We start from the raw sequence: 15,215 nt of genomic DNA, 5'->3' as shown, positions 1-15,215 counted from the left end.
CAACTAATAAGCCCGGCAACGGGCGGTTGTTCCCTGAGCCACTCCCGCGGGAGTGGCTTTTTTTCGCCTAGCGTTTTACCTTGGCAAAACGGTAAGGCACGGCCTGCTCCTCGCCAAACACCTGTGCGCTGCCTTTTCCCAGCGGCAGCATCACCCTCCGGCCATCCTGCAGCAGCAGGGCCAGGTCGGCGCCGGGAAAACGCTGCGCCAGCAAGGGATAAGCATGGCGCTCGATGCGCGCGGCGGGAATCACGATGCGGTAATCGCCATCGCCAAAGTCGAGCAGCAGCGCGGGAAGCTCATCCCATCCCGGCAGCGCCGTAATGCGCAAGCGCGTGCTGCCCTTGATCAACTCGAAGCTTGACCACAGGGGCAAGGCGCGTGGCCTGGCGCCGATCTGTAGCTGCGGCGCCAGGCGGGCATTACCGGAGATCAACACCGCATCGGCCGCGCCATCGGCTTGCGCTTCATCAACGGCCAGCAGCCAGCCCCGGTAGCGTATCCGCGCCCCTTGGGCCGTAGCCGTGACGGAACCGCCCTGCACCACGGGCTCCTTGCCCGCCGGCAAGCGCAGCGGCGCCGCCTGCGCCGCCAGGCAAGCCCACCACAGCAGCGCCGCCATCGCCGTCTTGCTCATGCCACCTCCATCCTTGCGCCTGAAACGTATTCATAACACAAGTCCGGCGATCACCTGCTGTTGCGCATCAAGGCCAGGGCGCCGGTGCTACAATTGGCCCCTAGCGGGCGTACTTACCCAGCGCGCCTTCCCCCTCCCAGACTCAGACCGCTATGCCACCAGACTTGCGCACGACCTACGAACTCGGTAACCACAACCAGACCACGACCTGGCTGGAATGCATCACCTTCTATCAAGATCTCGCCGCACGCTATCCGCAGGTGCTGCACTTCGAACAGATCGGCCTGTCCGACTCGGGCGTGCCCATCCACGCTGGCGTCGTCAGCGCGGACGGCGTGTTTGACCGCGAGCAAATCAAGCGCGCGGGCCGCACCGTGTTCTTCAATAATAACGGCATCCACCCGGGCGAGCCGGAAGGCATCGACGCCTGCATGGCCATCGTGCGCGACCTGTGCACGCAGCCGGAGCGCCTGGCCGCGCTGGGCAGCACCGTGCTGCTGTTCATTCCGATCTACAACGTCGACGGCAGCCTGAACCGCGCCAACACCTCGCGCGTGAACCAGGATGGCCCGGAGCAATTCGGTTTCCGCGGCAACAGCCGCCACCTGGACCTGAACCGCGATTTCATCAAATGCGACAGCCTGAACGCACAAGTGTTCAACCGCCTGCTGGCCAGCTGGGACCCGGACGTGATGGTCGACACGCACACGTCGAACGGCGCCGACTACCCGTACACGATGACCCTGATCCACACGCAGACGGACAAGCTGGGCAATGGCCTCGGTCCCTTCCTGCAAGACACCATGCTGCCGCACATCTTTGCGCAGATGGAAAGCGCCGGCTGGCCCACCTGCCCGTACGTCAATCCCGTCAAGGACAGCCCCGACCACGGCATCGCCGAATTCCTCGAAGTACCGCGTTTCTCGACCGGTTTTGCGGCCCTGCATCACGTCATCGGTTTCATGCCGGAAACGCACATGCTCAAGCCGTTTGCCGACCGCTACGCGTCCATGCGCGCCCTGCTCGACATCACCATGGCCTTTACCATCGAGCACGGCGAGCAGATCAGGCAACTGCGCGCGCAAGCCAAGGCGGCGGGACGCACGCAAGCCGAATGGCCCATCCACTGGAGCATGAACGAAGCGCAACCGTCGACCTTCCCCTTCAAGGGCTATGCGGCAAAATACACGCCGAGTATCCTGGGCGACTACCAGCGCCTGTCGTACGACCGCTCGCAGCCGTGGGAACGCGATATCGCCTACTACAACCGCTTCGATGCGGACGTCACCGTGGCTGCGCCGAAAGCCTATGTCGTGCCGCAAGCCTGGCGCGAAGTCATCGAGCGGCTGCGCTGGAATGGCGTCGAAATGAGTCGTATCACCGCCGAACAGACGGTAACGGCGCGCTACTACCATATCGCCAACGTCGGCACGCGCGCCACGGCCTACGAAGGCCACATGTTCCACGATACGGTGGAACTGGAAGCGCGCACGGGACAGTTCACCTTGCAGGCGGGCGACTATGTCATCAGCCTGGACCAGGACAACGCGCGCTATGCCGTGGAAACACTGGAACCCGAGGCGCACGACAGCTTCTTCCGCTGGGGCTTCTTCAACAGCGTGCTGGAGAAAAAGGAAGCGTTCTCCGATTATGTGTTCGAAGACATGGCGTCCGAACTGCTGCGCGACGAACCCGCACTGGCGGCCAAGTTTGCCGAATGGAAAGCAGCGAATCCGGCCTTGCTGAGCAATCAGGAAGCCGTGCTCGACTTCATTTTTGAACACTGCCAACGCTTTGCCGAACCCGAGTGGCGGAGATATCCCGTCATTGCCCTGATGTAAATCAAGGCTGTAGCGACTGCAACATCCTGGCGCCGCACCGGAGACCCCGGTGCGGCGCCTCTTTCTGTGCCCTACCCACAAGGTAATCCCATGCACTACGCACTGAACCTGCGCACCTTTATTTACAGCCATTATTTTTACCTGGGCTTGCGCGTGGCCATCGGCCTGGTGGGCCTGGCCTTGCTGACCCAGGAAATCAGCGACAGCGCCACCGCCATGACGGTGTGCATCGGCGCCCTGTGCACGACCCTGATGGACATGCCCAGCCCCCTGCGCCACAAGTTCAACGAAATGCTGGCCTCCGTGCTGCTGTGCAGCGCCGTCACCTTGTTGATCAGCCTGTGCGGTCCCGTGCAGTGGCTGCTGATGACGGTGCTCGTGCTGGTCAGTTTCCTCGCCAGCATGATGGTAGTGTACGGCAAGAAATCCATGCCCTTGCAACTGGCCGCCCTGTTCATCATGACCATGTCGATGGAGCATCAGATGACGTGGCAGCAATCGTTTCACCACGCGGGCCTGTTCATGCTGGGGGGATTGATCTATCTGGCCTACGCCATGGCCATCGCCTGGGTCTTGCGCCACCGCATCAAGCAGCAAGTGCTGGCCGAAGCCCTGTTCGAACTGGCCGCCTACATCGACATCAAGGCCGATTTCTACGACACGCGTTTTAACCTGACGGAGCAATTCAACAAGCTGGTGCGCCACCAAAGCCTGTTGGCCGACCGCCAGCAGGCATCGCGTGATTTGATCTTGCGCAGCCACAAGAACAGCAAGGACGCGATCGTCGTGCAGGTGCACGTGTGCATGCTCGATTTGTATGAACTGATCCTCTCCACGCACACGGATTACGCGCTGCTGCGCCAGCACCTGGCCGACTCCGATGTCTTGAAATCCCTGCACGACCTGGCCTACAAGGCGGCGCGCGATATCGAATCCGTGGCCTATGCCGTCACGCGCAAGCGCGCCTCGTATGCACAGATCAGCTACGACAAGGAATGGGCCGATATCGAAGGAGAAATTGCCCGCCTGCAGGCGAAGGGAGAAAACGCGCAGGAAGCGCTGGCCACCTTGCGCGCGCAGCGCAACAAGATCCGCGCCATTTTAAAAATGATCGCCGAGCTGCATCTGGCCACGCAAAAAGTCTATGCCGACGTGCCATTCTGGAGCGGCGCCGACATGGCGCCCTTCCTGTCGCAGCAGAAATACGAACTGAAGACCCTGCTGTCGAATCTGCGCCTGGATTCGCCCGTGTTCCGCTTCGCCCTGCGCGTGTCGATGGCCATCTCGGTGGGATTACTGATCGGCCACTGGCTGCCGTATGCGGCGCACAGCTACTGGATCGTCTTGACCATCGTCATCATCCTGCGCCCCACGTTCAGCATGACGCGCCAGCGCCGCGCCGACCGCATCATCGGCACCATCATCGGCTGCGTCATCACGGCCATCGTGATCCGCTTCGTGCACAGCAATATCGTGCTGATGGCCATTTTATTTCTCTCCATCGTCGCCACGCCCACCTTCATCTATCTGCGCTACCGCTACACGGCCATTGCCGTGAGCCTGATGATCTTGCTGCAAATGCACCTGGTGGCGCCCAGCAACCCGAACCTCGTCAGCGAGCGCCTGATCGATACCCTGATCGGCGCGGCGGTCGCCACCGTGTTCAGCTTCGTGCTGGCCAACTGGGAATACCAGAGCCTGCCACGGCTCGTGCGCCAGGTTCTCAACGTCAACCTGTCGTATATGCAAGCCAGTTTCGAATTGCTGCAGGGAAAATATTTTGACGACTTTGCCTACCGTATCGAGCGCAAGCGCCTGATGGACAGCCTGGCAGCGCTCAGCTCGGCGCTGGTGCGCATGCTCGATGAACCGGCCAGCAAGCAGCGGGCCGTGGAAGACATCAACCTGTTCATCGTGCAAAATTACCTGTTGGTGGCCCACGTGGCGGCGCTGCGCTCCATCCTGGGGCGCCACGCCAGCCAGCTGCCCGTCGCGCCCGTCAACGCCCTGCTTGGCCACAGCCATACGCAAGTGTGTTTGACCCTGTCGCGCGCGCTGGACCAGCTCGACAACAAGACCGCCATCAGCGCGCCGCAGGCTAGCGCTGCCGCACCGCCCATCAGCGACGTGGCCTGGTCGGGCTGGCCGCTCGTCAAAAGGCGCATCCGATTGTTGCAGGCAGATGCGGACAAGATCGTGATACATAGCGCGGCGATCGTGCATATTGTGGCGCCGCGCTAAGGCTGCCAGCTTATTTCAGATAACGCTCAAACCACGCCAGGGTGCGCTGGCGCAGGTCGCGCTGGTGCTCGGGCTTGCGGAAGGAATGGCCTTCGCCGTCGTAGATGAACAGGCTGGACGGCACGCCCATGGCGCGCAAGCCGTGCCAGAATTCCAGCGACTGGGCGGCCGGCGTTTCCACGTCGCGCTCGCCCACGTAGATCAGGGTGGGCGTCTTCGCTGCCTTGATCGATTCGATGGGCGAGGCACGGCGGTAGACCTCGGGCTTGTCATACGCGGAGGCGCCGAAGAAGGGGATCATCCACTGGTTGATGCCGTTCTGGCCATAGTAACTGATCCAGTTCGACACGCCCGCGCCGGCCACGGCCGCCTTGAAGCGGTCGCTGTGCGTGACGCCCCACATGGTCATGAAGCCGCCATACGAATGGCCGATCAGGCCCAGGCGCTGACCATCGACGGGCGCCACCTTCAGGACAGCATCGATGCCGGCCAGGATGTCGCGCCAGTCGCCGCCGCCAAAGTCGGCCATATTGGCGCGCGTAAATGCCTGGCCCTGGCCAAAGCTGCCGCGCGGGTTGGGCAGGAAGATGAAATAGCCTTTATCCGTGAATTCCTGGATCTGTCCGCCGGCTTCCACGTAGTGCGGCGAGGCCGCTGCTGCGGGACCGCCATGCACGTTGACGATCATCGGATACTGCTTGCCCGCCTCGACCTTCATCGGCCCCAGCAACCAGCCCTGCACCTGGTATTGCTCATTGGTCCAGCCCACGTTTTGCACGCTCAGCTGAGGTGTGAAGTGATCATTGTCATGCGTAATCTTCTTCAACTGGCCCACGGGGCCGGCCACCAAGTGGGCCGCATGCGTAAAGTCCTGCTGTGCTGCGGCGGCGCGCCGGCCGTCGGCGCTGAACGACAGACGCCCATCGCTGCCGCCGCTGCTCAGTTCTCCGAGCAGCACGGGCTGGGCGGGACCCGTTTGCGCATCGACAGGCACGAGCGCCAGCTGCGAATCGATCAAGGCCGTTGCCAGCAAGCCGGCGCCGCGCCAGACGACGCCATTGAAGGTGCCACGATAGTCTGGCGTGAGATTGCGCGGCGTGCCGCCGGCCAGCGGCACCGTGTAGAGATCGCCGCCTGTGACGCCGAAGTCGCTCATCAGGCCACCGATGAAGGCCACCGTCTTGCCGTCAGGTGAAACGGAAGGCAGATTCAGCTGCATGGCAGGGGCGGCCACCACGCGCAGGACGCCCGTGGCGGCGTCGATATGGCTGAGCTTGGCCACCCACCAGTTACTGTCGCCATTGCCCTGCGCGCTGGTGGCGACAAAACCACGGCCATCGGGCGTCCAATTATATTCATACACATAGGTGTCGGCGGGTGACAGCAGGCGCAGCTCGCCGCCGCTGACAGGCACGACGCCGATGCGCTGGGCATCGTCTTCGCTGCCCACTTCGCCCACCTGGCGCACACCCGCTTCCACGGCGCCGGCCAGCTTGCGCGCGCCCACTGTGGCGAGCAAGGCCAGCTGCGTGCCGTCGGGCGACCAGCGCGCCGTGCTGGCCACGCCTTTGATACTGGTCAACACGCGCGTCTGCGCCTGTGTCATCGTGGCCAGGTACAGATGCGCCGTGCCCGCCTTGGCGTCGTAGCCGACAAAGGCCAGTTGCCTGCCATCGGGCGACCAGTTGGGCTTGTCGTAGGAACACACGGCGCACGGGTCGAATTGCTGCACGATGGTGCCGTTGGCGGCGTCGCGCACGACGATGGCCGCATGCGGACGCTGCGGCGGCTCGCCCGCCTTGCTCGATTCGATGGCGGCGATGCGCTGGCCATTGGCCGACAGGGCGACGGCGCGATAGTCGCGCAATGCCGGCTCGGCGGCAGGAGCAGCCTGCGCTGCGCTGCCAAGAAGACTGCTTGCCAGCAAGCCGCAAGCGGCCAGATCAGTTATTTTCATCATGTAAATTCCGGTTAGAAATAAAAAAAACCGCCGGCAAGCGCGGCGGTTTTAGATGGAACAGGCTGCATTAGCGGGCCTTCTTGCCCAGGTGCGAATGCCGCATGCTGTACAGGAAATAAATGGCCACCGTGACCGCCATCCACACGCTGAACACGACAAACGTCGTATGCGGCAAGTCGCGCATGATGTACAGGCAAGCCAGCACGCTCAGGCCCGGTATCACGTAGGGGCCGAACGGCACGCTGAAGCCTTCGATGCGGTTGGCGCCCTGCTTGTGGCGCAGCACGGGCACGGCGATCGAGACCACCATGAAAGCCGTCAGGGTGCCGATGCTGACCATGTCCCACAGGTAAGTCGCATCGACGGAACCGGCCACCACGGCCACCACCAGGCAGACGATGATGGTATTGCTGACAGGCACCAGGGTGCGCGGGTGGATTTTCTGGAACGATTTCGGGATCAGGCCGTCGCGGCTGACGGCAAACAGGATGCGCGTCTGGCCGTAGATCGTCACCAGGGTCACGCTGAAGACGGAAATGACGGCACCGGCCGACAGCACGAGCGCAGGCCAGGTCTTGCCCGTGACGTTTTGCAGGATCACCGCCAGGCCCGCTTCCTGGCCTTCGAACAATTTCGCCTGTTGCGCACCGAGGGCAGCCACGGCCACCAGCAGGTAAAACACGGTAACGATCAGCAAGGCGCCGAGGATGCCGCGCGGCACATTGCGCGTGGGATTTTTCACTTCGTCGCCGGCCGTTGCCACCGTATCGAGGCCGATAAAGGAGAAGAACACGGTGCCAGCCGCCGCCGTGACGCCCGTCATGCCGGCAAAGCCCTTGCTGTTGTCGGCATTGAAGAAGGGGAAGAAATTGTCGGCATTAAAACCGGAAAACGCGATGACGATGAAAAACACGAGAATCGCCAGCTTGATGATGACCATGATGGCGTTCATCAGGGCCGATTCCTTGGCGCCGCGCAGCAGCAAGAAGCCGCACATGCAGATCAAGAAGATGGGCGGCAGGTTGATGTGGCCAGAGTGAAACTCCATGCCATGCGGGCCGGAAACGATCATCGGCGTGCGCAGCATCTCGGGGATGTGCCAGCCAAACGCGTTTTCCAGGAAATTATTCAGATAGGACGACCAGCCAATGGCCACGGCACTGCCCGCCAAGCCGTATTCGAGCAGCAAGCAGGCGGCCATGATGAAGGCAAGAAACTCGCCCACGGTGGCGTAGGCAAACGAATACGAGGAGCCGGAGGCGGGGATGCGGAACGACAGCTCCGCATAGCACAGGGCCGTCAGGCCGGCCGTGATGGCGGCGATCAGGAACGACAGGACGACCGACGGGCCCGCCTTGGGCACGGCCTCGACCATGGTAAAGAAGATGCCCGTGCCGATGGTGGCGCCGACGCCGATCATGGTGAGGGAAAACAGGCCGATGGAGCGGCTCAAGCCGCTGCTGCTGAGGCCTTCACCATACTCGACCGTGGTATCGATCGGCTTGGTGCGGCAGAGTTTCTGGACCAGGGTTTGGCTCACTAGACTTCCTTTATGAGGCATACGTATTTTCGTACGACGGGTAAAAACAAATAGCGCTCCGGCCTTGAGTAACCCCCAATAAATTCTTGTGTTTTCTAGCTTCCATAAGTGGCGCGCTGCTGCGTTACCCATCGCTAGCAGTGCTCGCACTGCGTCGCGCCGGGCGCCTTGCATCACATCCACTTCTGTTTGCTATAAATTCACAATAATTTCCTGGCGATTACTTACCTGGCAAAAAACCGGAAAGATCGCGTCCATTTTGAAAACTAAGCGATTATAGGGCTTTCACCGGCTCAGCTAAACAGAACTTTGATGCAAGGAAACAACGCCGGCCGTGTGCCGCGAAACGCGCATAGGCGCTGGCGGGGCGTGGAATTGTCAATATGAAATAAAAAGCGCGCCACTGCAGGGGCAGTGACGCGCTTGTCGCTCAGCTCAACGACGGTGGATTACTTCTTGATGTGCGGTGCATCGGCCGCTGGCCAGCCCGCTTCGTAGCCTTGCGGCACGTCATCGCGCTTGTTCTTTGGCGCCAGGCCCAACGCGTAGTACAGCACCGTCAGCAGGATCAGCCAAGCCGGTCCGACCATCAGGGCGATGCGCGTATCGGGGAAATACGCCATCAGGCCGATGACCAGCGCCAGGAAAGCCAGCGAAATCCAGGAACCATACGGCGCGAACGGCATGCGGAAGGCCAGGTTCTTGATTTCCAGCGGCGTCAAGGTCTTGCGGAACTGAATCTGCGTGACCAGGATCACACCCCAGGTCCAGACGGCGCCGAAGGTGGAAATCGAGGTGACCCAGATAAACACTTTTTCCGGCACCATGTAGTTCAGCAGCACGCCCAGCAGCAGCGCCACGACGGACACGAGGATGGCGCGGCGCGGCACGCCGCTGGCCGTCGTTTCCGCAAACGCCTTCGGCGCCTGGCCTTGCAGCGCCAGGTTGTACAGCATGCGGCCCGTGCTGAAGATGCCGCCATTGCACGACGACAAGGCTGCCGTCAGCACGACGAAGTTGATGATGCCGGCGGCCGTCTTGATGCCCAGGCGTTCGAACGTCATCACGAAGGGGCTGCCGGTGGTGCCGATTTCATTCCATGGGTAGATCGACAGGATGACGAACAGCGCGCCGACATAGAAAATCAGGATGCGCCAGAACACCGAATTGATGGCGTCGGGAATCGATTTCTTCGGGTTCGCCGCTTCGCCGGCCGTCAGGCCGATCATTTCCACGCCCAGGTAAGCAAACATCACCATCTGCAAGGACATCAGCACGCCCTGCGCGCCATTCGGGAAGAAACCGCCATGCGTCCACAGGTTCGAGATGCCGACGGCCACGCCGCCGTTGCCGAGACCGAAGATGATCATGCCCGTGCCGCCGACGATCATCAGGATGATGGTAACCACCTTGATCAGGGCAAACCAGAACTCGAACTCGCCGTAGGCTTTCACTGCCAGCAGGTTGATGGCGCCCATGGAACCGAGGGCCGCCAGGGCCCAGATCCAGCGCGGCACGTCGGGGAACCAGATGCCCATGTAGATGGCGACGGCGGTAATTTCCGCCACGCACGTGACCAGCCACAGGAACCAGTAGTTCCAGCCCGTCAGATAGCCTTGCAGGGGTCCCAGGTAATCCTGGGCATAGCGGCTGAAAGAGCCAGCCACCGGATTGTGCACGGCCATTTCGCCCAGCGCGCGCATGATCATGAAGATGACCGCGCCACCGATGATGTACGACAACATGATGCCAGGACCGGCCATCTTGATCGCGTTGCCGGACCCCAGAAACAGGCCCACGCCAATCGCAGCGCCCAACGCCATCAGGCGGATTTGCCGCTCGCCCAGGCCGCGGTGCAAGCCTTGTTCACTCGTTTTCATTACGTGTCTCCGTTTTTTCTTGAATACACCGATCCCTCCACCCCAATGGCGGTTCCGCTCTTGCTGGAAAGGAGGAAAAGGCGAGCCGGCGGTTATCGCCGGCATGCTCAGATGATCAGGCCAGTTCGGCGATCAGCTCGATTTCGACGCAAGCGCCCAGCGGGATCTGCGCCACGCCAAAGGCGGAGCGGGCATGCTTGCCGCTGTCGCCGAAGACTTCGACGAACAGTTCCGAGGCGCCGTTGGTGACCAGGTGCTGTTCCGTGAATTCGGAGGTGGAATTGACCAGGCTCATGACCTTGACGATGCGTTTGACTTTGCTCAAGTCGCCGCCGCACGCGTCCTGCAGGGTGGCGATCAGTTCGATGGCGATGCCGCGCGCAGCGATCTTGCCTTCTTCCGTGGTGACATCCTTGCCCAGTTGGCCAACCCAGACCTTGCCATCCTTCTTGGCCAGGTGGCCGGACAGGAAGACGGTGTTGCCGGTGCGGGCATGCATCACGTAGGCGGCAGCTGGCGCTGCAACAACTGGCAGTTCAATGTTGAGGGCTTTGAGTTTTTCGTAAAACGACATGCTATTTCTCCAAGAAAACAATATAAGCGAAACCAAAATTCATGCGCAGCAGGGCACGGAGGGTGACGCCCTGGCAGCGCGGTAGTGACCGACAACAGTGCCAGATTAAACGTCATCATATTGGTGAACGAGCAGTTTTAGTTCACAAATAGGCCCGGTTATTCAGTGGATTATACCGACAATCAAACAAAATTCAGCATCGTTTCATGAAGCATGCTCTACAGGCATCGAGCGTGATCCTTTTCACTTGATTGTCTTTTATGCAAAGTCAAGCCCTCCGGGTCAAGGTTCAGGCCATCCAGAAATGCCTGGTCATGCGATACCACAAGTAACGCACCGTGGTATTGCAGCAACATCTGCTCCAGCGCCTGCCGGCTGGCCAGGTCCAGGTGATTGTCGGGTTCGTCGAGCAGCAGCAGCTGCGGCGGCGCCTGCGCGTACAGTTCGGCCGCCAGCGCCACCTTCATGCGCTCGCCGCCGCTGAGCAGGTGGCTGGGCAGGGTGGCGCGCGTGCCGGCGATGCCCAGCAGCGCCAGCCGCGTGCGCAAGGCCCCTTCCGCCAGCGTACTGTTGCGTTTTTGCACGCGCTGCACGGCGCTCAGCTCGCCTTCACGCGTTGCCGCATGCTGATCCAGCCACGCCACCCGCGCGGGACACAGCACTGCGCCGCCGGCCGGTGCCAGTTGCCCGGCGATTACGCGCAGCAGCGTCGACTTGCCGCTGCCATTGTCGCCCGTGACGGCCAGGCGGCGCGGGCCGCTGAGCACCAGGTCCAGTGGCTGCGTCTGGCCATATGGCAAGACCAGGGCGCGCAGCTCGAGGAGCAGTTTTCCGCTGGGAACCTGGCTGTCCGGCGCCAGCAGCAGGCGCTCGGTCTCGGGGGCGCAGCGGGCGCTGGCGTCCATCACGCGCTGCTGGCGCGCCAGCTGCGCCTCTTGCGCGCGCACGCGCAGCTTGCCCTGGCTATCCTGGCTTCTCTCCTTTTTTGCGTCGAGCAGCAGCTTGCTCTGGTTGCCTTCGCGCCCTTCCCTCTCGCCGCGTCCGACCCTGCGCTGCTGGCGCTCCGCCTGCTGTTGCGCTTCGCGCTGTTCGCGCCTGGCGCCGGCCTTTTCCGCCTGCAGGGCGGCAGCAAAACCGGCCTGTTCCAGCGCGCGCTGCTGCGCATACAGCGCGTAATTGCCGCCATAGCTGCGCAAGCCCTGCGCCGACAGTTCCACGATGGCAGCGACGTGCTGCAGCAAGCCGCGGTCATGGCTGATCAGCAGCAAGCCGCCGGGCCAGCGCGCCATCTGCGCCACCAGGCGGGCGCGTTGATGGGCGTCAAGGTGGTTGCTCGGTTCATCGAGCACCAGCCAGTCCGCCTGCGACAGCCAGGCGCCCTGCAAGGCGATGCGCTGGCGTTCGCCGCCGCTCAGGCTGGCCGTGGGCGTGTCGGCATCGACGTGGCGCAAATCGATCTCGTCGAGCGCCTGGCGCAGCCGGGCCGGCGCATCCCAGCGCTCGCCCACCAGGGCGTAGTCAGCCTCGTCAATGCTGCCGGCGGCGATGCGCGCCAGCGCGGCCAGCAAGGCATCCATGCCGGCGAGCGCCGCCACGGTGGGATAGGATTGCGGGTCGAGCTCCTGCGGCACGTAATGCAAGCTGCCGTCGCGGCGCACGGCGCCAGAAGACGGTTGTGCCCGGCCCGCCAGCAGGCGCGCCAGCACGCTCTTGCCCACGCCGTTATCGCCGACGAGGCCGGTACGTTGTGGAGCAAAAGTAAATTGCAAATCAGAAAACAGGGGGCGGCCATCGGGCAGCACGAAGGAAAGACGGTCGAGTTGCAGTAATGCAGGCATGGATACTCCTTGAGCAAGGCTGGCGAACCCGCGCGGCGCAATGGCGCGCTGGCGGGATGGGCAAGGCCGTGCAAGCACGGCAGTATCAATGGCGCATGTCGAAGCGTCCTGGAGAAGTGGGAAAGAAGCGTCAGTGTAGCAGAGCAGGCTTCTTAGCGCTGCCCCAGGGTCGTGTCGCCGAACAGGTCCTTGTATTCGCGCGGCTGCGAGCGCCAGTACTGCGGCGGCGCCTGCACTTGCGCGCCCAGTTGGGCCGCCGCGTGCCACGGCCAGCGGGGGTCGAACAGGATGGCGCGCGCCAGCGCCACCATGTCGGACTGGCCATAGGCGATGATGTCTTCCGCCTGCTGCGCTTCCGTGATCAGGCCCACGCTGATGGTGGGCAAGCCGCTGTCGCGCTTGATGCGTTCGGCAAACGCCACCTGGTAGCCAGGAGCGACGGGAATCTGCTGCTGCGGAGAGATTCCGCCGCTGGAGACATGGATGAAGTCGGCGCCCCGCTGCTTGAGTTCCTGCGCAAAGCGCACGCTTTGTTCGATTTCCCAGCCGCCATCGACCCAGTCGGTAGCGGAAATGCGCACGCCCACGGCCACGCTGGCGGGCACGGCGGCGCGCACGGCTTCATACACTTCCAGCGGAAAGCGCATGCGGTTGTCCAGGCTGCCGCCATACGCATCGGTACGCTGGTTGGCCAGCGGCGACAAGAACTGGTGCAGCAGATAGCCGTGCGCCGCATGCAATTCGATGCCTTCGATGCCCAGTGCATGCACGCGCTGGGCGGCGGCGACAAAGGCGCCCTTGATTTGCAGCAAACCCATCTCGTCAAGCGCGAGCGGCACCGTTTCGCCCGGTGCATGGGCGATGGCCGATGGCGCCACCGTTTGCCAGCCGCCGTCGGCCAGGTGCACGCAGGCGCCGCCCTGCCAGGGCGCGCGGCTCGACGCCTTGCGTCCGGCATGGCCCAGCTGCACCACCAGCGGAATCGAAGAATGACGGCGGATCGCCTGCACCACCTTGGCCAGCGCCGTTTGATTCGCGTCCGACCACAGGCCCAGGTCGTCGGCCGAGATGCGCCCCTCGGGCGAGACGGCCGTCGCTTCCGTCATCAGCAGGCCCGCGCCGGACAGGGCCAGGTGGCCCAGGTGGATCATGTGCCAGTCGGTGGCATTGCCGTTGTCGGCCGAGTACTGGCACATGGGCGCGATGGCGATGCGGTTGGCCACCTGCAGCGGCCCCAGTGCAAACGGCGTGAATAACTGGCTCATGGCGCACTCCGGAAAAGGGGAAGCACCGATTCTACTGCGCTTTGGCGATCGGAGCCTTACACCTGCTTACGTTTGATACAGCGCAAGGGCTAGCCTTGCGCAGGCGCGGCCGCTAATCTGGACACATCAACAACACCCGCAATACCACCCCAGGAGAACACATGAACACGACGACTACCGCCAGCCGCATCCACCCCTTGATGGCCGGCGCCGCCATTTCCGTGACGGTCCTGTGCCTGGTGGGCGCGGCGTCCATCGCTGGCATCCTGCCCAATTCGCGGGCGAACGTACCCGCCACGGCGGCAGTGCCGGCCGACGTGGCCGCCATGACGCCGGCGGGCGCTGCCGCCCTGGCAGCGCCGGTTGGCGCACCGGTGGCCGCTCCCGTCGTGGCACAAGCGGCGCCTGCGTCGGCACCGGCGCCCGTCGTGCACAAGCGCATCGTGCACCATACGCAAGTGGCGCAGGCGCGTCCCGCCTACCATGACGATGGCTACCGCGACACGTCCTACCGCGAAACGGCACGTCAGCCGCAGCCGGTTCCAGCGCCTGCGCCTGCGCAGCCGAACTACGTGGGCATCGGCACGGGCGCCGTCATCGGCGGCTTGATCGGCAATCAGGTCGGTGGCGGTCGCGGCAAGGCGCTGGCGACGGTGGCCGGCGTGATCGGCGGCGGCATGCTGGGCAATGCAGTGCAGAACCAGGTTGAGCAGCAACCTCAACGTTAAAGAACCTGCTGCGCGTTGCGCTTTGCGGCCTGCGATGCTCACTGTGCTTCAGCACAGTTGCGCTTCTCGGCAACAAATCATCGCCGCTCGCGACGGTTTTTAATCGTAGGGACCAAGATAATCGAGCTTGCCCACGGCCACGCCATTGTTTCGCAGGATGGCGTGGACCATGGAAACGTGGAAATAGAAGTTCGGCAAGGCAAAGCTGAGCAGGTAATCGTCACCCGAGAATTTTGTCCCCTCGTCAGTCCAGTTCAGCACGACTTCCTTCTGCGCGCTGCCTGCCATCTGGCCCGCGTTGACGCTGTCGATATAGGCGATGGTGTTGGCAATGCGTTCCTGTAACTGCTCGAACGAGGCTTCGTTATCCTCGAACTTCGGCGCAGGCACGCCGCTCAGGCGCTCGACCGACATCTTCGACGTGTCGCTGACGCGCTGCACCTGCGCCGTCAAATCCAGCATGTCGGGCGCCAGCTGCGCGCCCAGTAAAATCTCGGGCACAATGCCGTCTTCCTCCACATGCGCTTGCGCTTTTTCCAGCAGCGCCGAGACGACCCGCAAGCCGCGGATGAAGACGGGAATGGTTGCCTGATACATGGACACGGACATGGCGAACTCCTGATAGTGAACGATGAGCCAGTGTACCCGAGGCGCCGCCCGCGGGTGCGCACCGAACGCCAGGCAAAAAAATGGCGCCAAGCGGGTTTCCCC

General features: G+C 62.8%; 11 protein-coding genes. 3 read left to right on the top strand and 8 right to left on the bottom strand.

Annotated elements, in window-relative coordinates; genetic code table 11:
• Nucleotides 1–67 precede the first annotated feature (67 nt).
• A complete protein-coding gene (locus BXA07_RS24895) occupies nt 68–637 on the bottom strand; it encodes a hypothetical protein (protein WP_076571889.1) in 570 nt (189 codons plus the stop codon).
• 152 nt (nt 638–789) lie between these two features.
• Here BXA07_RS24895 and BXA07_RS24890 point away from each other — a divergent pair, with 152 nt between their 5' ends.
• Both BXA07_RS24890 and BXA07_RS24885 read left to right on the top strand, forming a co-directional pair.
• Nucleotides 790–2,478, top strand: a complete 1,689-nt coding sequence (locus BXA07_RS24890) for a M14 family zinc carboxypeptidase (RefSeq protein WP_076571888.1) — start codon at nt 790–792, stop codon at nt 2,476–2,478.
• A gap of 90 nt (nt 2,479–2,568) precedes the next feature.
• A complete protein-coding gene (locus BXA07_RS24885; protein WP_076571886.1) occupies nt 2,569–4,719 on the top strand; it encodes an FUSC family protein in 2,151 nt (716 codons plus the stop codon).
• Nucleotides 4,720–4,729: 10 nt separating this feature from the next.
• Here the strand turns inward: BXA07_RS24885 and BXA07_RS24880 are convergent, their stop codons facing one another.
• From BXA07_RS24880 to BXA07_RS24855, 6 genes are all read right to left on the bottom strand, one after another.
• Nucleotides 4,730–6,679, bottom strand: a complete 1,950-nt coding sequence (locus tag BXA07_RS24880; protein WP_244556399.1) for a S9 family peptidase — start codon at nt 6,677–6,679, stop codon at nt 4,730–4,732.
• A gap of 67 nt (nt 6,680–6,746) precedes the next feature.
• Nucleotides 6,747–8,219, bottom strand: coding sequence for an amino acid permease (locus BXA07_RS24875; protein ID WP_083708519.1), 1,473 nt, complete (start codon nt 8,217–8,219; stop codon nt 6,747–6,749).
• A gap of 449 nt (nt 8,220–8,668) precedes the next feature.
• A complete protein-coding gene (locus tag BXA07_RS24870) occupies nt 8,669–10,099 on the bottom strand; it encodes an amino acid permease (RefSeq protein WP_076571883.1) in 1,431 nt (476 codons plus the stop codon).
• A gap of 115 nt (nt 10,100–10,214) precedes the next feature.
• Nucleotides 10,215–10,673, bottom strand: coding sequence for a RidA family protein (locus BXA07_RS24865; protein ID WP_076571881.1), 459 nt, complete (start codon nt 10,671–10,673; stop codon nt 10,215–10,217).
• A 218-nt stretch (nt 10,674–10,891) separates the two neighbouring features.
• A complete protein-coding gene (locus BXA07_RS24860; RefSeq protein ID WP_076571880.1) occupies nt 10,892–12,511 on the bottom strand; it encodes an ATP-binding cassette domain-containing protein in 1,620 nt (539 codons plus the stop codon).
• A 152-nt stretch (nt 12,512–12,663) separates the two neighbouring features.
• Entirely contained in the window at nt 12,664–13,776 is a 1,113-nt protein-coding gene (locus tag BXA07_RS24855) for an NADH:flavin oxidoreductase/NADH oxidase (protein ID WP_076571878.1), read from the bottom strand.
• Nucleotides 13,777–13,937: 161 nt separating this feature from the next.
• On the opposite strand from BXA07_RS24855, the gene BXA07_RS24850 reads away from it, so the two are divergent.
• Entirely contained in the window at nt 13,938–14,504 is a 567-nt protein-coding gene (locus BXA07_RS24850) for a glycine zipper 2TM domain-containing protein (RefSeq protein ID WP_076571877.1), read from the top strand.
• Between the two features lie 99 nt (nt 14,505–14,603).
• Here BXA07_RS24850 and BXA07_RS24845 read toward each other — a convergent pair whose 3' ends face one another.
• Complete coding sequence (locus BXA07_RS24845; RefSeq protein ID WP_076571875.1) at nt 14,604–15,113, bottom strand: DUF1993 domain-containing protein; 510 nt, start codon at nt 15,111–15,113, stop codon at nt 14,604–14,606.
• Between the last annotated feature and the right edge of the window lie 102 nt (nt 15,114–15,215).

Origin of the sequence: Janthinobacterium sp. TND4EL3 (genome assembly GCF_900156175.1) — a bacterium.
GTDB lineage: Bacteria > Pseudomonadota > Gammaproteobacteria > Burkholderiales > Burkholderiaceae_D > Janthinobacterium.
This window is presented reverse-complemented; position numbering and strand designations above follow the sequence as displayed.

Bases quoted from the DNA above. Each gene is read 5' to 3' on its own strand.
- BXA07_RS24865 (WP_076571881.1), bottom strand. From the start codon at position 10,673: ATGTCGTTTTACGAAAAACTCAAAGCCCTCAACATTGAACTGCCAGTT.
- BXA07_RS24845 (WP_076571875.1), bottom strand. From the start codon at position 15,113: ATGTCCGTGTCCATGTATCAGGCAACCATTCCCGTCTTCATCCGCGGC.
- BXA07_RS24850 (WP_076571877.1), top strand. From the start codon at position 13,938: ATGAACACGACGACTACCGCCAGCCGCATCCACCCCTTGATGGCCGGC.
- BXA07_RS24855 (WP_076571878.1), bottom strand. From the start codon at position 13,776: ATGAGCCAGTTATTCACGCCGTTTGCACTGGGGCCGCTGCAGGTGGCC.
- BXA07_RS24870 (WP_076571883.1), bottom strand. From the start codon at position 10,099: ATGAAAACGAGTGAACAAGGCTTGCACCGCGGCCTGGGCGAGCGGCAA.
- BXA07_RS24860 (WP_076571880.1), bottom strand. From the start codon at position 12,511: ATGCCTGCATTACTGCAACTCGACCGTCTTTCCTTCGTGCTGCCCGAT.
- BXA07_RS24885 (WP_076571886.1), top strand. From the start codon at position 2,569: ATGCACTACGCACTGAACCTGCGCACCTTTATTTACAGCCATTATTTT.
- BXA07_RS24880 (WP_244556399.1), bottom strand. From the start codon at position 6,679: ATGATGAAAATAACTGATCTGGCCGCTTGCGGCTTGCTGGCAAGCAGT.
- BXA07_RS24890 (WP_076571888.1), top strand. From the start codon at position 790: ATGCCACCAGACTTGCGCACGACCTACGAACTCGGTAACCACAACCAG.
- BXA07_RS24895 (WP_076571889.1), bottom strand. From the start codon at position 637: ATGAGCAAGACGGCGATGGCGGCGCTGCTGTGGTGGGCTTGCCTGGCG.